At 71.0% G+C, this 19,442-nt stretch carries 17 protein-coding genes, 1 tRNA gene and 1 pseudogene; 5 read left to right on the top strand and 14 right to left on the bottom strand.

Translation table 11 applies throughout. From position 1 onward, the window contains the following. Positions 1 to 99: 99 nt before the first annotated feature. The 7 genes and pseudogenes from ACZ5GP_RS08340 to ACZ5GP_RS08310 all read right to left on the bottom strand — a co-directional run. Positions 100 to 576: pseudogene (locus ACZ5GP_RS08340) on the bottom strand (enoyl-CoA hydratase-related protein); the annotation flags it as partial. Positions 577 to 671: 95 nt separating this feature from the next. Beyond that, a complete protein-coding gene (dpgC, locus tag ACZ5GP_RS08335; protein WP_468750032.1) occupies positions 672 to 1,958 on the bottom strand; it encodes a (3,5-dihydroxyphenyl)acetyl-CoA 1,2-dioxygenase DpgC in 1,287 nt (428 codons plus the stop codon). Beyond that, positions 1,955 to 2,617, bottom strand: coding sequence for an enoyl-CoA-hydratase DpgB (dpgB, locus tag ACZ5GP_RS08330; protein ID WP_468750031.1), 663 nt, complete (start codon positions 2,615 to 2,617; stop codon positions 1,955 to 1,957). The genes dpgC and dpgB overlap by 4 nt, the downstream gene beginning before the upstream one ends. Before the next feature lie 14 nt (positions 2,618 to 2,631). After that, entirely contained in the window at positions 2,632 to 3,741 is a 1,110-nt protein-coding gene (gene dpgA, locus ACZ5GP_RS08325; protein WP_468750030.1) for a 3,5-dihydroxyphenylacetyl-CoA synthase DpgA, read from the bottom strand. Positions 3,742 to 3,847: 106 nt separating this feature from the next. Then, positions 3,848 to 5,182 carry an aminotransferase-like domain-containing protein gene (locus tag ACZ5GP_RS08320; RefSeq protein ID WP_468750029.1) on the bottom strand — a complete coding sequence of 445 codons (1,335 nt, stop codon included), beginning with the start codon at positions 5,180 to 5,182 and terminating at the stop codon, positions 3,848 to 3,850. A 226-nt stretch (positions 5,183 to 5,408) separates the two neighbouring features. Continuing rightward, positions 5,409 to 6,416: a ParB/RepB/Spo0J family partition protein gene (locus tag ACZ5GP_RS08315; RefSeq protein ID WP_468750028.1), complete on the bottom strand. Its 1,008-nt coding sequence runs from the start codon at positions 6,414 to 6,416 to the stop codon at positions 5,409 to 5,411. A gap of 506 nt (positions 6,417 to 6,922) precedes the next feature. Beyond that, a complete protein-coding gene (locus tag ACZ5GP_RS08310; protein ID WP_468750027.1) occupies positions 6,923 to 7,489 on the bottom strand; it encodes an LmbU family transcriptional regulator in 567 nt (188 codons plus the stop codon). A gap of 278 nt (positions 7,490 to 7,767) precedes the next feature. Here ACZ5GP_RS08310 and ACZ5GP_RS08305 point away from each other — a divergent pair, with 278 nt between their 5' ends. Continuing rightward, positions 7,768 to 8,028 carry a hypothetical protein gene (locus ACZ5GP_RS08305; protein ID WP_468750026.1) on the top strand — a complete coding sequence of 87 codons (261 nt, stop codon included), beginning with the start codon at positions 7,768 to 7,770 and terminating at the stop codon, positions 8,026 to 8,028. A 107-nt stretch (positions 8,029 to 8,135) separates the two neighbouring features. Continuing rightward, the gene (locus ACZ5GP_RS08300; protein ID WP_468750025.1) at positions 8,136 to 10,382 is read left to right on the top strand and encodes a peroxidase family protein; all 2,247 of its coding nucleotides are present in this window, start codon (positions 8,136 to 8,138) and stop codon (positions 10,380 to 10,382) included. A 976-nt stretch (positions 10,383 to 11,358) separates the two neighbouring features. On the opposite strand, the gene ACZ5GP_RS08295 is transcribed toward ACZ5GP_RS08300, so the two are convergent. After that, positions 11,359 to 11,432, bottom strand: a tRNA-Pro gene (locus tag ACZ5GP_RS08295). A 138-nt stretch (positions 11,433 to 11,570) separates the two neighbouring features. On the opposite strand from ACZ5GP_RS08295, the gene ACZ5GP_RS08290 reads away from it, so the two are divergent. Further along, positions 11,571 to 12,317, top strand: a complete 747-nt coding sequence (locus ACZ5GP_RS08290) for a transketolase (protein ID WP_468750024.1) — start codon at positions 11,571 to 11,573, stop codon at positions 12,315 to 12,317. 58 nt (positions 12,318 to 12,375) lie between these two features. Continuing rightward, complete coding sequence (locus ACZ5GP_RS08285) at positions 12,376 to 13,299, top strand: transketolase family protein (protein WP_468750023.1); 924 nt, start codon at positions 12,376 to 12,378, stop codon at positions 13,297 to 13,299. Positions 13,300 to 13,334: 35 nt separating this feature from the next. Here the strand turns inward: ACZ5GP_RS08285 and ACZ5GP_RS08280 are convergent, their stop codons facing one another. The 4 genes from ACZ5GP_RS08280 to ACZ5GP_RS08265 form a co-directional block, all read right to left on the bottom strand. Beyond that, entirely contained in the window at positions 13,335 to 13,730 is a 396-nt protein-coding gene (locus tag ACZ5GP_RS08280; protein ID WP_468750022.1) for an MmcQ/YjbR family DNA-binding protein, read from the bottom strand. Between the two features lie 77 nt (positions 13,731 to 13,807). After that, positions 13,808 to 14,350 (bottom strand): GNAT family N-acetyltransferase, encoded by a 543-nt coding sequence (locus ACZ5GP_RS08275; protein ID WP_468750021.1) that lies wholly within the window; start codon positions 14,348 to 14,350, stop codon positions 13,808 to 13,810. Beyond that, positions 14,347 to 14,910 carry a helix-turn-helix domain-containing protein gene (locus ACZ5GP_RS08270; RefSeq protein ID WP_468750020.1) on the bottom strand — a complete coding sequence of 188 codons (564 nt, stop codon included), beginning with the start codon at positions 14,908 to 14,910 and terminating at the stop codon, positions 14,347 to 14,349. Before ACZ5GP_RS08270 ends, ACZ5GP_RS08275 begins: the two co-directional genes overlap by 4 nt. A 72-nt stretch (positions 14,911 to 14,982) precedes the next feature. Then, positions 14,983 to 15,882 (bottom strand): LysR family transcriptional regulator, encoded by a 900-nt coding sequence (locus ACZ5GP_RS08265; RefSeq protein WP_468750019.1) that lies wholly within the window; start codon positions 15,880 to 15,882, stop codon positions 14,983 to 14,985. A 276-nt stretch (positions 15,883 to 16,158) separates the two neighbouring features. Here ACZ5GP_RS08265 and ACZ5GP_RS08260 point away from each other — a divergent pair, with 276 nt between their 5' ends. Further along, positions 16,159 to 17,040 carry an aminoglycoside phosphotransferase family protein gene (locus tag ACZ5GP_RS08260; protein WP_468750018.1) on the top strand — a complete coding sequence of 294 codons (882 nt, stop codon included), beginning with the start codon at positions 16,159 to 16,161 and terminating at the stop codon, positions 17,038 to 17,040. A gap of 82 nt (positions 17,041 to 17,122) precedes the next feature. On the opposite strand, the gene ACZ5GP_RS08255 is transcribed toward ACZ5GP_RS08260, so the two are convergent. Continuing rightward, positions 17,123 to 18,319: a glycine C-acetyltransferase gene (locus tag ACZ5GP_RS08255; protein WP_468750017.1), complete on the bottom strand. Its 1,197-nt coding sequence runs from the start codon at positions 18,317 to 18,319 to the stop codon at positions 17,123 to 17,125. Positions 18,320 to 18,351: 32 nt separating this feature from the next. After that, positions 18,352 to 19,380: an L-threonine 3-dehydrogenase gene (gene tdh, locus ACZ5GP_RS08250; RefSeq protein WP_361082630.1), complete on the bottom strand. Its 1,029-nt coding sequence runs from the start codon at positions 19,378 to 19,380 to the stop codon at positions 18,352 to 18,354. Positions 19,381 to 19,442 lie beyond the last annotated feature (62 nt).

The raw sequence follows: 19,442 nt of genomic DNA, 5'->3' as shown, positions 1-19,442 counted from the left end.
ACCGACGCCAGGGCGGCCTGCTTGATCGCCCGGACCGAGAGCGGGGGCGCTGCGCACCAGGTCCCGCGTCCGCTGGGCGACGCATTCGGCCAATCGGTCGGGCGCTACGACCTCGTTGACCAGGCCGTACCGCAGCGCCGCGGCGGCGTCCGGGTTGCGGCCGGTCAGCAGATGTCCGAGCGCGACCTTCTGCGGCAGCTGCCGGACAAGCCGGAACGCGCCGCCGGCTCCGGGGATCAGGCCGAGCCGCGCCTCGGGCAGGCCGAACACGGCCCGCTCGGAGGCGATGATCAGGTCGCAGGCCAGAGCGAGTTCGAATCCGCCACCGAGGGCGTGACCCTGGACCCACGCGAGCACCGGCTTGGACAGCGTGAAGCGGTCGGTGAGCCGCGGCCAGCCGCTCTGGCCGCGGCCGCCGAAGGTGGTCGGCGGCGCGCCCTGGGCGCCCAGCCGGGCACGCTCCTTGAGGTCCTGTCCGACGCTGAAGGCTCGGTCACCGGCCCCGGTGAGTACGGCGACGCGTACCTGGGCGTCGGCCTCGACGTAGTCCCAGACCGTGCCGAGCTCCTCGTGCATCCGCAGGTCCATCGCGTTGAGCGCGTTCGGGCGGTCGAGCGTGAGGTAGGCGACGTGGTGGCGCGTGACGCACCGCACCCGGGGGCCGGCGTCGTTCATCCGGCGCGCCCCGCGAACCCGCCGACCTTGTCGATGACGTCCTCGCCGTACAGGCGCAGCACCTGCTGCAGCGCGAATTCGGCCATGTACCGGCGGAATTCCTCCGGCGGCTCCTCGACGGCGTTCAGCATTCTGCGGTTCGTGACGACCGCCGGGCTCTGCATCTGCGCCACGCCGCGAGCCACGGCGGCGTCGAGCTCGCCGGGCTCCACGACCTCATCGATCAGCAGCCGGGCGTCCGGTTCGGTCGCCCAGATCCGCCGCCCCGACAGGATGATCTGGCGGGAGATCCGCGGACCGGTGTGCCGGCCGAGGCGGAAGTTGGCGGCTCCCGGCACGATGCCCTCGCGGGCGGCCGGCAGAGTGAGATAGGCGTCCGACGCGGCGAGCACCTGGTCGCAGGCGAGCAGCAGCTGCATGCCGCCGCCGATGGCGAAGGTGTCGACGGCCGCGATCCAGGGTTTTTCGACCGTACGGGAATGCCAGGCCCCGGCGTGGTCGGTGAGCAGGCCGGTGACCAGCTTGCGGAGGTAGCCGAGTTCGCGGCGGAGCAGGAAGCCGGTCAGCGAGATGCCGCCGGCATGCAGGCTCTTGAGGTTGATGCCGGCGCTGAACACCCGCTTGCCGCGGTAGCGGGGATGGCTCATCTCCCCGCCCCGCACCACGCCGACGCGCACCTCCTCGTCAAGGAGCGCGAGGTCCACGGCGGTCTCCATGTCGTCGACCTGCTCACCGTCCTCGGCGTTCAGGCAGTCGTCCCTGCACATCGTCAGGTGCGCGGCGCCGTCCCGCCGTTCCAGCAGGACCGAGCGGGTGCGCAGCACCCCGGTGCGGCGGAACTCCGGCAGCAGCCGCAGGGCGCGCGGCGTCGGCCGCAGCATCGCGTCCAGCACCCGCGGCCCCGCCAGCGGGGAGCGCAGCACCGCCCGCAGGAAGATGCCCTGGTCTATCTCCCAGCCCTCCTTGTCCGCCTGGCGGCGGGCGCGGTCGGCGGCGAGCTGTTTCTCCGTCGGCACCAGGCCGGGGCAGGCGTCCGCGGCGGCTGCCACCAGCTCGTCGATGCGCAGCCCGTCGGGGAGCCGCTCGAATACGGCGTCGGCGTGTGTGTCGAGGTAGTACACCCGCAGCGCGCGGGCCGCGTCCTTGGCGGCGGCGAGCTCCGCGCGCTGCGGGTGCGTGCGCGCACCGGGGTCCGGGAGCGCCGCGATCAGGTCCTCCACGCGGGCCGCCGCCTCCCGCAGGCTCGGCCAGACGTCCCTGTCCGGCCGGCCGGGTGCCGTCACGACGCCTCCTGTCGGACCGTGCCGCGCAGCGCCCGGTCGCAGGCGGCCAGATGCAGGCCGAGCGCGTCCTCGAAGCTCGTCGTCGCGGCGTCGAAGAGCAACTGCCGCCGGATCGCCAGCTCCTTGCCGACCAGCCCGCAGGCAAGTCCGGCGACGGCCGCCGCAGCGGCGGCGGGCTCGACGACGATCTCGTCGACGATGCCAAGACGCAGCGCCTCGGGAGCCTCGATCGGCAGGCCGAAGAGCACGGCGCGGCGGATCCTCGCCGTGCCGACCAGCGCGACGAGCCGGTAGCCCGCCATGCCGGGCCAGGTGGCGGTGGCGTCCCGGGGGACCAGCAGCCGGGTGCCATTCGTCGCCGCGCGGACGTCCGCGGCCAGGAACAAGTCGAGCGCCGTCCCTCCGCAGTCGCCGCCGGCGACCGCAACCGTGGCGACGGGGAGCCGTTCAAGGCGGCGCAGTGCCCGCTCCCACTTGCTGACCAGCATCACGTCGAGTCCGCTGGTCCAGTCGCCGCTGGGGGCGCCGGAGACGTGGATGGTGAGGATGCCGGAGCCGCCCTGTGCCTCGGCCCGGTCGCAGACCTCCTGCACGGCCGAGACGGCGACGGCCGACATCGGCTCGGTGCCGTCCATGGTCAGCGTCAATGCCTCTTTCACGGCGCTCTCCCGCCTCACCACTGGACCAGTGCCGTCTCGAGGGTGGAGCCTGGCCCCATGGTCATCAGCACGCCGTACTCCCCTGGTTTGGTGACGCCTTCGTCCAGCAGCCGTTCGTAGGAGAAGAGGAAGGAGCCGCTGGACACGTTTCCGTAATCGCGCAGCACGCTGGCGGTGTGCCGCACGTCGTGCCTGGTCAGGCCTAGGTTTACGCCGACCGCGTCAATCACCTTCTTGCCGCCCGAGTGCACCAGCCAGTGGGTGATGTCGCTGCGCCGCAGGCCCGTTCCGGCCAGCAGCCGGTCCACGACGATCTCGGTGTGGGCGCCGACCACGTACGGGATCTGCGGGTCGAGGAAGAAGCTGAACCGGGCAAGGTCCCGGTCCCAGTCATAGCGCATGGCCTCGATGGCCTCGGGGATGATGCAGCTGGCGAACTTCAGCAGCCGCGGACCCTCCTCGGCTTCTGCTGCGCCCTCCTGTTCGCCGGTCCGTTCGCCCGCGAGCAGCGCGACCGCGCCGGCCCCGTCGCCGAACAGACTGTTCACGACGGCCGTGCGCATCGTCGAGTCCATCGCATACGCCGCCGAGCAGGCCTCCGTGCACAGCACGACGGCGAGTTCGCCGGGGTGGGCCGCGGCCCAGCCGGTGACGAGGCTCAGGGCGTTGAGCCCGGCGTTGCAGCCCATGCCGACGATGTCGGAACGGCTGCAGTGCCGGTCGATGCCCAGCTCCCGGATGAGCAGCGCGCTGAGCCCGGGGGTGAGGAAGCCGGTGGAGGTCACGCAGCACAGGTGGCGCAGGTCGGCCAGGTCGGCGCCGGCCCGCTTCAGGCAGGCGCGCAGCGCGTCCGCGCCCATCTCGATGGCCAGTTGCTTGTGCTTGGCGAGCAGGTCGCCCTGCGGCTCCGCCCTCCGGGCCCCGGTGGCGTCCATGGCGGGGAGTGTGAGGTGGCGGCGCTCGATGGCGCTGTTGAGGAAGACGGAACGGACCCGGGGGTCGGTTATCGCGCAGGCGTCGAGTACCTCCTGCTGGCTGTACGAGGTGGGCGACACCGCCGTACCGACGCCGACGATCCGCGGGTGCAGGAACTCCCGCCTCGCGGTCAGGCCGGGCTGAGGCACGACCGATGCGGACTCCCGGAGGGAATGCGGGCTTTCAAGGATGGCGGTCACCGGAATGTCCACCCCCATCTGCGCGGCTTACTGTGCAGCAGTCCTGAGTAGCTGGTCACGTACCTCCCCCTTCCTTTCCGGAGTTCTCCGCCGCTATGAAGCGGGCGAGCCGCGCGGTGCCTTCTTTCATTTCCGCGGGCGTCAGATAGCTGATGGACAGGCGGATGCCGTTCTGGCCGCCGCCGTGAGGATAGAAGTTCCGCATCGGCGTCCAGATGACTCCGAATTCGCGCGCGGAGCGGGTCAGAGCGGCCTCGTCCGCCGCAAAGGAGACCCGCATACTGAGGAAGAACCCGCCGGCCGGCTCGTTCCACCGCACCCCGAGCGCCGCACGGCGGTCGGTGGGCAGGGCCTCGCCGAGATGCCGGAGCATGGCTTCCATGGCGTCGCCGTAGTAGTCGGCGGCTTTGGCGTTCAGCTCCGAGAGCCGGCCGTCGGCGGCGAGCAGCGCGCCCGCCACGGCGGCCTGGCTGAGCGACGGGGTGTTCACCGTCACCATGCTCTTGATCTTGGCGAGTTCGGCTGCGAGCAAGGACGTACCGCCGGCGCCGTCGTCGACCCGCTGGTCGGCGACGACGAAGCCGACGCGAGCCCCGGGGAAGACCGTCTTGGAGAAGGAGCCCAGGTGCACCACTGAGCGACCGGTGTCGAGGGACTTCAGCGTCGGCAGCCGCGGGCCGGGGCTCACCATCCGATACGGGCTGTCCTCCACGATCAGGAGGCCGTTCCGCCCGGCCAAGCGAAGGAGAGCCCGGCGGGCCGGCTCGCTCATGGTGGTGCCCGCCGGGTTGGCGTGGTCGGGCAGCACGTAGAGGGCGCGCGGGCGGCGGCCGCGGGCCAACTGCTCCTCGATCGCCACCTCGACGTCGTCGGGGTGCAGCCCGTCCTCTCGTTCCTCGACCGGACAGACGGCGATGTCCAGCAGCCTGGCCGCGCCGGTGATCCCCACGTAACAGGGGCTGGAGACCAGCAGCACGTCATCGGGGCCGGCCATCAGCGCCCGCAGCACCAGGAGCATCGCCTCCTGCGCGCCGACGGTGACCACCAGCGACTCGGCCGGGACGTCGATGCCCTCGTCGGCCCGCAGCGAATCGGCGATGATCTCGCGGATGGTGCCCGCGGTCGGGCCGTACTGACAGAGGGCGGTCCTGATCTCCTGCGGCGAACTCCCCTGCGCGGCAAGGTGGTCGAGGTAGCCGCGGATGTAGGTGAAGACCTGCTCGGTGTCGAAGAAGCCGTCGTACGGGCGGCCGGGGGCAAAGGAGATCGCATCCGGATAGCGGAAGGTGATCTCGTTGAGGAAGTTCATCGTGTCAAGGACCGGGTCGGCGAGGGAGTCGTGCAGGTCCTGCCTCAGTAAATCCGCCGACGCAATCTGCTGCGTTATCATGGACTCCCCCAGAAAGGCCGCCTTGCAATTCAATGAAGGTGAGTTTCCGGCTTCAGCATCACACGTGCACCTGGATTCGACAACGACGTCCAACCGGACGCGGCGAACTCCTGGGCAAGGGAGATTATGATGCGGCGGTGACAGAAAATCGCGACTGGACCGAGCCGTCCAACCAGCTGAATTCGCCACTTGGACGGCTCGGTCGGGCAGCCGCGATCAACTATTCTTACGCCGTAACCTCATAATCCATGCGCGCGGCGATCTCCTCCCAGACGCCCCCGCACTCGCGAGCGAGGCTGGCCACCGTCCCCTTGCAGTGCGGGGGCACGCTGTCGACAATCGCCTGCCACTCCGCGTCGGCGAGGGTGAGGAAATTGAACAGCCGCAGCAACCTGCGTCCGGTGTCGCTGAACCGCAGGGCGGGATCGGATCTCAGCCGGTCCACGGCCGCCAACCGCTCCGCGATCCGCGACCTGCTGATTGCCCCGCCATCGCTCGTCACCGCGGGCGGCTCGGTCCTCGCCCGCTCGGCGGGCGTTGCCGGGATCACGGCCTCGGGCCGTGGACGCGCCCGCACGCGCGGCTTCGGCAGCGGGTCCTCGCCGCGGTGCAGCCGTTTCCTGACGTCCCTGGCGGTCTCCGGCGATATCCGGGCCTCACGCGCGATCTGCCGCAACGAAAGGCCGGGATTCTCCTGGATGAGCTTGCCGGCCAGCACGCGCCCGGCAGCGATGTTGACCGGCCGGACCCGCCCGTCCTGGCCGATTCTGCTGCCCTCGATGAGGTTGCCCCCGGCCGCCCGTCGGCGGATCTCGGACACGATGCCGGGCGACAGGCCCGTGGTCGTCGCGATCATCCGGTCCGACCACTGTGGGTGCGTCGTGATGATCCGGCCCGCCGCCTGCTTCCGGTCCGCCATCGACAGCGGCAGGCCATGCGCGACGTTCGACTCCACCGCGAGCACGAAGGCGTCGGATTCGCTTCCGTCGAAGTACGTTACGGGGATCTTTTCATCACCGCGAAGCTGCGCCGCCCGTAGACGGTGCACCCCGTCGATCACCCGCATGGTCGGCCGGTGCACCAGCACCGGAGGAAGTGGAACCCGCACTTCCGCCAAGGCCTGGATATGGTCCTGATCATCACCCGCACTACGCGGCGAAGTGGCGACGGACAATGAGCTGATCTCGGCTTCGAATACCATCTCTTGTTCGAACTGAGGCTGGCCAGACTGCATCACAAGCTCCTCTCGAGGTAACTCCTGCGAACCAGCTCGCACTCAGCGGTGCATGGCGTTAGGCGTACCCCAAAGGAGTGTGGACCAAGTGATCCCGGCTTCGCTTCCACTGTGGATCTTCCCCACGGTGAGCGCATTGGATTTCTCCCCCCGCAATGCCACCGCACGGGCCGATAACGACCCTGTTAGCCGCTTCGGACTCTAACACCGTCCATCGGCTCTGATGCCAGGAAGCCGGACACCGTATGCCCCCTTCAGAGGGGGCCGGCCAGAAGCCTCAGGCGGAGCCGAGAACGTTGGCCCAGGCTCCGCACGCAAGGGAATAGACGCAGGTCCGACGGGTGTGCGTGGCCGGCTCCCGCCGACCGCCGACGGAATCCGCGCGGCCGGCAACCCGTATCCGCACAGTCAGCGGTCAATTGGCACGAGGCAGGGGAGAGAATGTGCGATTCCGTTGTCTCGCCGGCGAGACAACGGGGCGAACGCACTACGGTGAAAGCGGAGTTTCAGGTTTCGAGAGAGACATCGAGCAGGGCCGCAGATTCCCTGGGATCGCCGGCCGCCTTGTCCAGCATACGGACAATCCACTCCAGTAGGTCTAGTCCTGCCGCCGCGGCAGCCCTTTCCCAACGGACCCGGTGATCGGACGGCAAATCGAGCTGCACCTGCGGGGCAAGTGACCCTCTGGCGGCATTACGCCAAGTCCGGGTCCGGCGGCGCAACTCATTCCGCGACCAGCCGCCCTGCTCGGCCCGGGTCAGCCAGACCTCCCGCTCCTCCGCAGGAAATCCGGCCACCTCGGCATGGTGCTGGAAGCTGAGCTGCGCATGCCGCCGGGCAGGCTCGAACTTGCCGGCGATCCAGGCATAGTTGCGCAGGGTCTGGTAGTCGAGGCCGGTGTCGGCCACCGCCTTGCGGTAGCGGTCGGGATACTCTTTCCTGCCGTATATCAGCCAGTCGCCCAGCCACCATGCCGACGAATCCGCTACCACGAATATCTGCCGGCCGATATGGCGCCACTGCGCCAGCGGAAGACCGGGGGCCAGCGTCAGCGCGGTGCGCCGGGGCGCCATCCGGGCGTCCGGTGTGAGCCGCGCCCGGCCCTCGACCGGCGACTGTGCCGCCTGCTCGCTCCCGCGCGCCGCTCGCCCTGCAGATGTGCGCAACTCATCGCCCCCTTGATCACTCGCTCATCCTCCACCTAGGGGGGTCTCGGCGAGGTAACAGGATCAGACGAACGAGCGGCGGAGCACCCCTTCCTGCCATGTGGCCCCTGTTACAACGGAGTTACCCATTCCCCTGTCTACTGGTCGCAGAGCTGTCAGCCCCGCGAGCAGATACAGGAGGCCCCATGGCCACCGCTACCCGACGCTGCGCCGAATGCGACGCAGCGTTCGCCTGGACCAGCCGGAACCCCACCCGCAGGTTCTGCGCTCCTGGCTGCCGGGCCCGGTGGTGGCGGGCGCAGCGGCTGCGGGCCGCCGAGGCACCGGAGTCGGCGGAGGACCAGTACGCGGCCGAGCCCGGCGCCGGCCTGGGCGCCTTCCACGAGTGCCCCAGCTGCGGCGAGCACCTCACGGTCATCAACCTCCTTATCCCCGACGCCCGTTGACGCGGTCCCTCCAGGCCCCCGTCCAAACAGTCGGTTCTGTCACTTGGACAGCGCTCCGGGCATTCTTGGCGAGGCATTCGACCGCCATTTACGGAGGGGGACAACAGATGAGACGCGCGTGGTGGGTGGTGGCCGGGCTGCTGGCAGCGCTGACCGTGCCACCCGGCGCGGCGGACGCCAAGAACGGCGTACGCCCGCAGATGCAGTCGCTGGACGGCAGCGGCAACAATCGGGCGCACCCGGACTGGGGCCGGGCCGACAGCCCGTATGCGCGCTTGACTGCCCCGAATTACGCCGACGGGCACAGCGCCCCCGTAGCCGGGCCCGACCCTCGCTACACCAGCAACCGGCTCTTCGGCGACGAGGAGGATCTGGGAGGCAACGACGTTCCCGCGGTGAACATCTTTTCCGAGCGCCAGGTCAGCCAGTGGGGCTGGGCCTGGGCGCAGTTCCTCGACCACACCTTCGCGCTGCGCCTTGGCGAGCAGGCCAGTGACCCGCAGGGCGAGCGGGAGGACATGAAGGGCGACGGAAGGGATCCGCTGGAGCTGATATCCGGCAAGCACTATCTGCCGTTCGTACGATCCAGGCCGGCCGACGGCACCGGCGTGATCAACGCGCGCCAGCAGGTCAACATGCAGAGCTCCTACCTCGACGCCTCCGGCGTGTACGGCACCAAGAACGCCCGCCTTGACTGGCTCCGGCAGGGTCCGGCGGACGGCAATGTGGCCAACAACGGGGCGAAGCTGCTGCTGCCTGACGGCTACCTGCCCCGCCGGGACGCGCGAGGCGACGCCTCGAAGGCTCCTGCCACGGACATCGACGGCCAGCTGCACGCCGATCCGGCCGGCGCGGCGGTCGCCGGGGATGTGCGGGTGAACAACAACATCGCGGTGACCGCGGTCCAGACGCTGTTCGCCAGGGAGCACAACAGGATCGTGGACGCGCTGCCCGCGTCACTCAGTGAAGAGGAGCGGTTCCAGATCGCCCGGCGGGTGGTGATCAGTGAGATCCAGTACATCACCTACCGCGAGTTCCTGCCCGCCATGGGGATCAATCTGCCGCGCTACCGGGGCTATGACCCGAAGGTGAACACCACGCTGTCCAACGAGTTCGCCGCCACCGGCTACCGGGCGCACAGCATGATCCACGGCGGCTTCTCCGTCACCCAGCCCGCCGACCGCTACACGCCGGCCCAGCTGGACGCGTTCCGGGCCGCGGGCCTGCCCGCCTTCCTCACCAACGACGGCAAGGTGGTCGTCGAGGTCGACATGGTGCACACCCGCGACAACCCATCGCTGGTCAAGGGCCTGGGACTTGGCCCGACGCTGCAGACCATCGGGGAGCGGGCGCAGTACCGCAACGACGAGACGATCGACCACCTGCTGCGCAGCGTGCTGCGCGGGCCGGAGAGCGCCGACCCGAAGTGCGTCTTCGACCTGGGCGCGACCGACCTGGCCCGCAGCCGCGACCACGGCATGCCCTCGTACAACTCCATGCGCCGGGCCTACGGCCTCCCGCCCGCCCGGTCGTTCACCGACATCACCGGCGAGGCCACCGACGCCTTCCCGAAGGACCCGGAACTCACCCCCGGCAACGAGATCAACGACCCGGACAGCACCGACTTCACCAAAATCACCAACCTCTTCGGCAGCAAGGCCGGCCACCGCAACGACCCGCGCGACCACTCCACCATCAGCTACACCAAGCGGACCACGCTCGCCGCCCGGCTCAAGGCGATCTACGGCTCGGTCGACCGGGTGGACGCCTACGTGGGCATGCAGTCGGAACCGCACCTGAAGGGCTCGGAGTTCGGTGAGCTGCAGCAGTCCATGTGGGCGCGGGAGTTCCGGCGGCTGCGCGACGGCGACCGGTTCTTCTACGGCAACCAGGCCGGCACCCTGGAGGCGACCTCCAAGAAGTACGGCATCGACTTCCGCCACAACCTGGGCGACCTCATCGCGGCCAACACCGACATCAGGCGCACCGAGCTGCCCGACAACGTCTTCTTCCCCCGCGGGGAGGTGCCGGCCGACTCCTGCCGGGTGAGCTACGCGGCGGAGCCGAAGGCCGGCGGCGAGTTCATCGGCACCATGAAGATCAAGAACACCGGGCGGACGCCGCTCGCCGCCTGGTCCGTGCGCTTCCGCTACGCCGACGACCAGCAGATCAAGCAGTCGGAGGGCGCCGATGCCATCCAGAACGGCACCGACGTCGCCCTGCAGAGCCCCGGCTCGGACGGCGCCCTGGCCCCCGGCCAGACCCGCCGGGTCTCCTTCACCGGCACCCTGCCCGGAGCCCACAGCACCCCGTCCGACTTCAACCTCAACACCACGGGGTGCGCCACCGGATAACGGTAGTTCGTTGAAGCCGGCGGTAGGAGGACTTGACGCCTGCCCGGGGCGCTCACAGAGCGGGTGACCTTGCCCTCGTCGCGTAGAGACCCTGGCCGCAGAGGAAGTTGAGGGTCTCACCCCCGGCACCCTGCTTGCCTGCCATCGCGGGTTCATCGCGGGTTCATCCGGCGAAATAGGACTACACCGCACACCGGGGCACCGGTCGCCCACCCACCCTGGCAGCGATCAGGCAACTCGTCCTGCGGCTGACGGAGGAGAATCCGACGTGGGGGTACCGGCGAATCCAAGGGGAACCGGCCCCACTCGGATATCGGATCGCCGCCTCGACAGTGTGGGAGATCGTCAAAGCGGCCGGTACTGACTCCGCGCCTCGTCGCTCAGGCCCCACCTGGCGCGAGTTCCCGACCGCGCAAGCCGAGGGCATCATCGCGGCAGGCTTCTTTCACCATGAGGGGCCTTGCCTTGCCCGCCGCATCTCGCGCCGGGCCGTGCTCTCTTCAGGCGGTCGCTACCTCCGCGACGCCGGCTCGGGCACGTAGGCCAAGCGGGGGCGTCTGGCGGCCGGGCGTCGGCGATCCGAGCAGCGGTGATGTTCCACTACACGCTTGGAACAGCTCCGTACGGCGCCCTACAGACGTGAACGTCCACCCGCGTCTGGGCAAGGGGACTCACGGGACCAGTCATCCGCAGCAGACACCCCCTGCGACCTGCACCGCATCCCGCCACCCCCTTCAACCTCTGGATGCCGTGTGCACCAAGACATGGAGTCCACCCGGACAAGGGGTCGGCAGAACCGTCAAGGGGTCGAGTGGGAGCAGCGACCGTTTCGGGTGACCTGCGGTCGACCGCCAATTGACGTCGCCCCCAGGCTCCCGCTCCCTGGGAGCACGAGGAGCGGCTCCCCGCTCCCAGATTCGCTCCCGAACACGAAGCAGGGGCCATCCGAAGATGGCCCCTACCTGCGACGTTTCCGTCGGGACGACAGGATTTGAACCTGCGACCCCTTGACCCCCAGTCAAGTGCGCTACCAAACTGCGCCACGTCCCGTTGCCCGTGTGACCTGGGGTTTCCCCCTGGCCGAACGCGCAGGAAAACAATACCGCACTCCGACTGGTGATCGCTCACCCCTTACGAGGGGACGGCGGCCTTGACCTCAAGCGCGGTCGAGGTTGCACGCTTCCTCGCATGCTGACGAACACGACCACGCCCCCGGCACGCGCATACGGATACGCCGACCTGCCCCACCTCATGGCGCTGATGACGGGGGACGAGAAGCACGGGCCCGCCGCGACATCGACGCTCGACGCCCTCTGGGTGCTCTACGACCGTGTGCTCCGCGTCACACCGGAGCGGGCGGACGACCCCGGACGGGACCGGTTCCTGCTGTCGAAGGGGCATGGGCCCATGGCCTACTACGCCGTCCTCGCCGCCAAGGGCTTCCTGCCCGTCGCGTGGCTGGAGGGTTTCGGCTCCTACGACTCCCCGCTCGGGCACCACCCGGACCGCCTGCTGGTGCCCGGCGCCGAGATCGGCAGCGGCTCGCTGGGGCACGGGCTGCCCGTCGCCGTGGGGACGGCGCTCGGGCTCAGGGCCCAGGGGCGCACCGGCCCCGCCGTGTGGACGCTCGTCGGTGACGCCGAGATGGACGAGGGCAGCAACCACGAGGCCATCGCCTTCGCCGGCCCGGCACGGCTCGAACAACTGCACGTCCTCGTGATCGACAACGCCTCCGCCAGCCACGCACGGCCCGGCGGGCTCCAGGCCCGCTTCGAGGCCGCGGGGTGGTCCGCCGAGACGGTCGACGGGCGCGACCACGACGCCCTGTACGCGGCCTTCACGGCACCGCACCCGGGGCGGCCGCGCGTGGTCGTCGCCCGGGTCGAGCCCAAGGAGTACGCGGGCGAGCCCCCGCACGACCCCCGGCAATCGTGAGCCCCACCCCCCTCCCCCCTCGCCCCGTCCCCGTACATTTGGAAAGGACCGTTCCGCCATGGACACCATGCGTGACCGATTCGCCCCTGTCGTCTCCCGGCTGCTCGACGAGGATCCCCGCGTCGCCGTCGTCCTCGCCGAGATCGGCAAGGACGCCTTCGCGGAGACGATGCGCGACCACCCCGACCGGGTGATCAACGTCGGCATCAGGGAGCAGCTGCTCGTGGGCGCGGGCGCCGGGCTCGCGCTCGCCGGGATGCGGCCAGTCGTACACACCTTCGCCGCCTTCCTCGTGGAGCGGCCCTTCGAGCAGCTCAAACTCGACTTCGGGCACCAGGGCCTCGGGGGCGTCCTGGTGAGCGCCGGTGCGTCCTTCGACTGGCCCGCCGGCGGTTTCACGCACATGTCGCCCGGCGACGTGGCGCTGCTCGACACCCTCGCCGACTGGACCGTGCACGTGCCGGGTCACCCCGACGAGGCCGAGACACTTCTGCGGCACGCCGTCGCGGCGGGCGACGACAAGGTGTACGTACGCCTGTCGGTGCAGTCCAACTCCCGGGCGCTGCCCGTGGACGGCGAACGTTTCCTCACCGTGCGCGAGGGGCGCGCGGGCGTGGTGATCGCCGTCGGGCCGCTGCTCGACCAGGTCCTCGCGGCGACGGGAGGGCTCGACGTGACCGTGCTGTACGCCACGACCGTGCGGCCCTTCGACGAGCGGGCGCTGCGCAGGGCCGTGGAGGGCGCGGAGGCGGCCGACGTGGTGATCGTCGAGCCGTACCTGGCCGGGACCTCGACCGGCCCCGCGAACGACGCGCTCGCCGATGTGCCGCACCGCGTGCTCGGTCTGGGCGTGGGCCGCCGTGAGCTGCGCCGCTACGGGCAGATCGAGGAGCATCTGGCCGCCCACGGCCTGGACGCGGGGTCGCTGCGCGAGCGGATCGGCGGCTTCCTGGGCGAGCGTGCCCGCGTACGTACGTCGTAGGGCCCGCGCCCCTCGGCTGCTGCGGGGTGATGCCCCTATGCCCTGGGTATGTCCTCGGGGGTGAGGACCCCCAACTCGGGGTGTTCCTCCAGGAGTCGGGGCGGCGCGGCCTGGCGCCAGGAGTCCGCCAGGATGTCGGTCAGCTCCTGGGCGTCCAGCGCCGCCAGGCGGACCCGCACCCACGCCGAGGACGCCTCGTGCGCGGCGACCCAGAACTTGTCCGGCTCGGCGAGGACCAGCTCGTCCCGCTCGATTTTCGGGCACCGCACCGCGATGGACGTCTCGTCGTCCGGGACCGTCAGGAACATCTTTCCGGAGACACGGAACGTGGGCATGCTCCAGGCGATCTTCTCCACCGTCTCCGGCAGGGCGAGGGCGATGCGGCGCACGTCGTCGGAGGTGACGCGGGCCCGGGATCTGGACTTCGACATGCCGGAACCGTAACCAACGCCACTGACACTCGCCGGGCCCGCCCCGGCATGGCCGGGCCTCATGCGGGGCCGTTCGTTCAGGTGGCCGGGTTCTCGCCGAGGCGCTTGTAGAACAGGGTCGTCGCCCGGAGGGTGCCGGCCGGGTCCGTCGCGTAGTCGGGGATGGTCCCGGCCGGTGTCCAACCGGCCTTCGCGTAGAGGGTCTCGGCGGGGCTGCCGGTCTCGGTGTCCAGGACCATGAGGGTCACCCCCTCCCGCGCCGCCGCGTCCTCGGCGGCGGTCAGCAGGGCGCGGGCGAGTCCTTGACCGCGCGCGGACGGGTGAACCATCAGTTTGGCGATCTCGGCGCGGTGACGGCCGTTGGGCTTGTCGGTGAACGCGACGGAGACCGTCCCGACGACCCGCTCGGCGTCGTGCGCGGCCCAGACGGCGAGGCGCCCCTCCTCGATCGCGGGAGCCAGCCCGCGCCACCACGCGGCCGCGCTCGCGCGGTCCAGGTCCGCGAGGAAACCGAGCGAGGCACCGCCCCGCACGGTGTCGGCCAGGAGGCGGCCCAGATCGTCCGCGCACTCCAGGAGCCGGGCGGCGTCGAGGCGCGCCAGGGACGTGGCGACGGTCATGACTTCACCACCACGAGGGCGTACCGCACCGCCTGCTCCCCCAGGCAGCGGAAGCGCGACGCGCCCCACAAGCGGTAGCGCAGGCAGTCACCGGTGCGCAGGGTGTGCGGTTCCCCCTGGACCGTCACTTCCAGGGACCCTTCGAGGACCCAGATGTGCTGCTCTAGGCCGGGCACGGGCGGCCGGTCGTACGCGATGTCGGCGCCCGGCTGCAATCGGCCCTCGACCAGTTCGCCGCGCATCCCGATGTACGGCGGCGAGACCTGCCAGCGCATGAACCCCGCGTCGTCGTCGGCCCAGACGGCCTGGTCGACGGCGCGCACCAGTTGTGCGGGCTCCGCCTCCACCTCGCTCAGGAGCTGGGACATGGTCCGTTCGTAGACGGCGCAGAGGCGGTTCAGGAGGGCCGCGGTGGGGCTGATCTCCGCGCGCTCGGCCCGGGAGAGGGTGGAGCGGCTGATGCCGCTCAGTTCCGCCAGCTCGCCCAGGGACCAGCCGCGTTCGGCGCGCAGCTCGGACAGTCGGGCGGCCAGGCGCGCGTCGACTCCTTCGTGTTCCATATTCGGCACGTTATCCCGCATGTGGGACCCGGACAAGGGTCATCTCGCCCTCCGGACGGCCTCCGTCCGCTCTCAGCCCGCCGCCTCCCCGAGCGCCGTCAGGATCGGGCGGATGAGCGGATGTCCCTCCGCCCCGCACCGCACCGCCGCGAACACCCTGCGGGTGGGCGCCGCGCCCTCCACCGGGCACACCACGACACCCGAGACGTCCATGCCCCGCAGCGCCGAACGCGGTACGAGGGCCACGCCGGCGCCGGCCGAGGCGAGCGCCACCACCGCGCGGAAGTCGTCCGACCAGTGCTCCGGCGTCGGCTGGAAACCGGCCTGCTCGCAGGCGAGGACGACCACGTCGTGGCACGGGTTGCCCGCGAAGGGGCCTATCCAGGCGTCCTTGGCCAGTTCGGCCAGCGGTACCCGTTCGGCGCCGGCCAGCCGGTGGCCGAGCGGGAGCACCGCGTCGAAGGGCTCCGCGTAGAGCGGGACCCGGGTCAGCCGGGGGTCGTCCGCGCCCGGCGCGCCCCGGTACTCGACGGCCACCGCGACATCGACCTGCCGGTCCAGGACCATCGGCAGGCTCGCGTCGCCCTCCGCGTCCTGGACCCGGACCCTGATTCCGGGCGCGGAGACGGCGAGGCGGGCCAGGGCGGGGGCGACGACCAGGCCGATGCCGGTGGCGAAGGAGGCGACGGTGACGGTACCCGCCTCGCCGGAGCTGTACGCGGCCAGCTCGGCCTCGGCCCGCTCCAGCTGGGCCAGCACCGCGTTGGTGTGCGCCAGCAGGATCTCGCCGGCGGCGGTCAGCCGTACGCCGCGCGCCGAGCGGTCGACCAGGCGGTGCCCCGTCTCCTGCTCCAGGGCGGTGAGCTGCTGGGAGACGGCGGACGGGGTGAGGTACAGGGCGGCCGCGGCGGCCGTGACCGTGCGGTGGTCGGCCACCGCACGCAGGATGTGCAGCCGCCGTGCTTCGATCATGCGGCGATTCTCCCAAATCGGGAGCCTCCACCGCACCACCGGCCTCGCCGGACGCCCACAGGACACCGCACCGGAGCGCGCGCTGTCCCGCCGTACGCGCCCCGATGGTCCGGGATCTTCGGAAAACCGTTCGACAGGCGAGGCCTCGACGCACTGTGATGGGCGACGGACCACCGCCCGCCGCGCGGAGCGGACCGACCGGGCTGACCGGGACCGGCCCAGGTCCGACCGGGCCGATCTCAAGGAGCCACTCCTCTTGGCCGCAAGGACCTTTGCATGGTGACCGCCCGCCCGCCGATCGACGTGGCACTGGCCAGACGGCTGGTCGACGCCCGGTTCCCGCAGTGGGCCGCGTTGCCGCTCGACCTGGTCGACCCGGCCGGCTCCGACCATGTGATCTACCGGCTCGGCGAGGGGCTGTCCGTCCGTCTGCCCCGCCATGACGGGGCCGTCGAGCAGGCGGGAAAGGAGTACGAGTGGCTGCCGCGGCTCGCCCCGCACCTGCCGCTGGCCGTGCCCGAGCCGGTGGCGGTGGGCGAGCCGGGGTTCGGTTATCCCTGGCCGTGGGCGGTGTCCCGCTGGCTGGACGGAGAGGTGGCGACCGCCGAAGAACTGGGCGACTCGGTCGGGGCCGCGGTGGAGCTGGCGGAGTTCCTCACCGCGTTGCAGGCGATCGCGCCGGGGGACTTTCCGGCCGGACAGGCCTTCGACCACGCACCCGATTCCTTGTCCGCCCGGGACCGCGACACGCGGGCAGCGATCGCCGAGGTCGCCGGGGTGTTCGACGCGGAGGCGATGACCGCGCTGTGGGACGCCGCCCTGGGCGCGCCCGGCTGGGACCGCCCCGCGGTCTGGTTCCACGGCGACTTCCACACCGGCAATCTGCTGACCGTCGGGGGCCGCCTCAGCGCGGTCATCGACTTCGGCGAACTGGGCGTCGGCGACCCGGCGTGCGACCTGACCATCGCCTTCACCCTGCTGTCCGCCGAGAGCCGGGCCGCGTTCCGGGCCGCGCTCGGCGTGGACGACGCCACCTGGACCCGGGGCCGCGGCTGGGCGCTGGCCACCGGGCTGAACGCCTACACCTCGTACGCCGCGGTCGACGCGCGGGTCGCCGCGCAGACGACACGCCAGATCAACGAGGCGCTGGTCGGCTGAGCCGGGGGCGGCCCCTGTCGGCTGCCCGCGGCGAGGGGCGCCGCCCGCACAGGGTGGCGCCCCTCGCCGCGCGTGGGATCCGTCAGGCCCCGCCCCGCTCCCCCAGCTCCGCGCGCGCCGCCACGAACGCGTCCACCGCCCGGTTCACGTCCTGCGTGGAGTGCGCCGCCGAGAGCTGGACGCGGATGCGGGCCGCGCCCTGCGGGACCACGGGGTACGAGAAGCCGATCACGTACACGCCGCGCTCCAGGAGCAGCTCGGCCATGCGTCCCGCGACGGCCGCGTCACCGATCATGACCGGGGCGATGGCGTGGTCGCCGGGCAGGATGTCGAAGCCCTCCTCGGTCATCCGCGAGCGGAACAGGGCGGTGTTGGCGGCGAGGCGTTCGCGCAGGTCGCCCGCCGTCTCCAGCAGGTCAAGGACCTTCAGGGAGGCCGCCGCGATCACCGGCGCCAGCGTGTTGGAGAAGAGGTACGGGCGCGAGCGCTGGCGCAACAGCGCGACGATCTCGGCACGGGCGGCGACGTAACCGCCGGAGGCGCCGCCGAGGGCCTTGCCCAACGTGCCGGTGATGATGTCGACGCGGTCCATGACGCCGTGCAGCTCGGGGGTGCCGCGGCCGCCGGGGCCGACGAAGCCGACGGCGTGCGAGTCGTCCACCATGACCATCGCGTCGTACCGGTCGGCGAGGTCGCAGATCTCCGCGAGCGGCGCGACGTAGCCGTCCATGGAGAAGACGCCGTCGGTGACGATCAGCCGGCGGCGCGCCCCGGACGCCTCCTTGAGCTGCTGCTCCAGGTCGGCGAGGTCACGGTTCGCGTACCGGAAGCGGCGCGCCTTGGACAGGCGGATGCCGTCGATGATCGAGGCGTGGTTGAGCGCGTCGGAGATGACGGCGTCCTCCGGGCCGAGCAGGGTCTCGAAGACACCGCCGTTGGCGTCGAAGCAGGAGGAGTACAGGATCGTGTCCTCCTGGCCGAGGAAGGCCGACAGCCGCGCCTCCAGCTCCTTGTGGACCTCCTGCGTGCCGCAGATGAAACGGACGGAGGCCATGCCGTAGCCCCAGCGTTCGAGGGCCGCGTGGGCGGCGGCCACGACCTCGGGGTGGTCGGCGAGGCCGAGGTAGTTGTTGGCGCAGAAGTTGAGGACCTCGCCCCCCGAGCTGACGGCGACCGTCGCGGACTGCGGGGTGCTGATGACCCGCTCGGGCTTGTGCAGCCCGGCGGCCTGGATCTCGTCGAGCGTGGCCTGGAGGTCTTCGCGTACGGAGTCGAACATGCGTGTATTCCTTCGGGGTGGGCCGGGGAGGGTCAGGAGGTCCAGTCGAGGATGACCTTGCCGCCGCGGCCGCTCGCCGCGTCGTCGAAGGCGGCCTCGAAGTCGCGGTGGCCGTAGCGGCCCGTGATGACGGGGGCCAGGTCGAGGCCGCCTTCGAGCAGCACGGACATCGCGTACCAGGTCTCGAACATCTCGCGGCCGTAGATGCCCTTGATGGTGATCATCGAGGTGACGATCCGCGCCCAGTCGACGGCGAACTCCTCCGACGGCAGGCCGAGCATCGCGATCTTGCCGCCGTGGGTCATGTTGGCGACCATGTCGCGCATCGCGCGCGGGTTGCCGGACATCTCCAGGCCGACGTCGAAGCCCTCGCGCAGCCCGAGCGCGCGCTGGCCGTCGGTGATCGTGGACTCCGCCACGTTCAGGGCGAGGCTGACGCCGACCTTGCGGGCCAGTTCCAGGCGCTCCTCGCTGACGTCGGTGATCACGACGTTGCGGGCGCCGGCGTGGCGGGCGACGGCGGCCGCCATGAGGCCGATCGGCCCGGCCCCGGTGATCAGCACGTCCTCGCCGACCAGCGGGAAGGACAGGGCGGTGTGCACGGCGTTGCCGAAGGGGTCGAAGATCGCGGCCACGTCGAGGTCGACGGGCACGCGGTGCACCCAGACGTTGCCGGCGGGCAGCGCGACGTACTCCGCGAAGGCGCCGTCCCGGCCGACGCCGAGACCGACGGTGGCGCGGCACAGGTGACGCCGCCCGGCCAGGCAGTTGCGGCACTTGCCGCAGACCAGGTGGCCCTCGCCGCTGACGAGGTCGCCGACCTCGACGTCGGCGACATCGCGGCCGGTCTCCACGACCTCGCCGACGAACTCGTGCCCGACGACCAGGGGTGCGGTGATCGTCTGCCGCGCCCAGCCGTCCCAGGCCCGGATGTGCAGATCGGTGCCGCAGATCCCGGTGCGGAGCACCTTGATGAGGACGTCGCCGTGGCCGATGACCGGCTCCGGCACGTCCATCAGCCGGAGACCCGGCTCCGCTTTCTCCTTGACCAGCGCCTTCAACGCCACGGCTCCTGTCCTACGTCGATGTTTCCCCCGACGGCACAGGAATCTTCCGTACCGGG

This window comes from Streptomyces sp. NPDC031466 (assembly GCF_055581265.1).
The sequence above is the reverse complement of the archived record's forward strand: the minus strand, read 5'-3'. Positions and strand labels throughout refer to the sequence as shown.

What these genes read in the sequence shown, in the direction of transcription:
- ACZ5GP_RS08320 (WP_468750029.1), bottom strand. Translation starts at nt 5,182, where the DNA reads ATGATAACGCAGCAGATTGCGTCGGCGGATTTACTGAGGCAGGACCTG.
- ACZ5GP_RS08315 (WP_468750028.1), bottom strand. Translation starts at nt 6,416, where the DNA reads ATGCAGTCTGGCCAGCCTCAGTTCGAACAAGAGATGGTATTCGAAGCC.
- ACZ5GP_RS08310 (WP_468750027.1), bottom strand. Translation starts at nt 7,489, where the DNA reads ATGGCGCCCCGGCGCACCGCGCTGACGCTGGCCCCCGGTCTTCCGCTG.
- ACZ5GP_RS08305 (WP_468750026.1), top strand. Translation starts at nt 7,768, where the DNA reads ATGGCCACCGCTACCCGACGCTGCGCCGAATGCGACGCAGCGTTCGCC.
- ACZ5GP_RS08300 (WP_468750025.1), top strand. Translation starts at nt 8,136, where the DNA reads ATGAGACGCGCGTGGTGGGTGGTGGCCGGGCTGCTGGCAGCGCTGACC.
- ACZ5GP_RS08290 (WP_468750024.1), top strand. Translation starts at nt 11,571, where the DNA reads ATGCTGACGAACACGACCACGCCCCCGGCACGCGCATACGGATACGCC.
- ACZ5GP_RS08285 (WP_468750023.1), top strand. Translation starts at nt 12,376, where the DNA reads ATGGACACCATGCGTGACCGATTCGCCCCTGTCGTCTCCCGGCTGCTC.
- ACZ5GP_RS08280 (WP_468750022.1), bottom strand. Translation starts at nt 13,730, where the DNA reads ATGTCGAAGTCCAGATCCCGGGCCCGCGTCACCTCCGACGACGTGCGC.
- ACZ5GP_RS08275 (WP_468750021.1), bottom strand. Translation starts at nt 14,350, where the DNA reads ATGACCGTCGCCACGTCCCTGGCGCGCCTCGACGCCGCCCGGCTCCTG.
- ACZ5GP_RS08270 (WP_468750020.1), bottom strand. Translation starts at nt 14,910, where the DNA reads ATGGAACACGAAGGAGTCGACGCGCGCCTGGCCGCCCGACTGTCCGAG.
- ACZ5GP_RS08265 (WP_468750019.1), bottom strand. Translation starts at nt 15,882, where the DNA reads ATGATCGAAGCACGGCGGCTGCACATCCTGCGTGCGGTGGCCGACCAC.
- ACZ5GP_RS08260 (WP_468750018.1), top strand. Translation starts at nt 16,159, where the DNA reads ATGGTGACCGCCCGCCCGCCGATCGACGTGGCACTGGCCAGACGGCTG.
- ACZ5GP_RS08255 (WP_468750017.1), bottom strand. Translation starts at nt 18,319, where the DNA reads ATGTTCGACTCCGTACGCGAAGACCTCCAGGCCACGCTCGACGAGATC.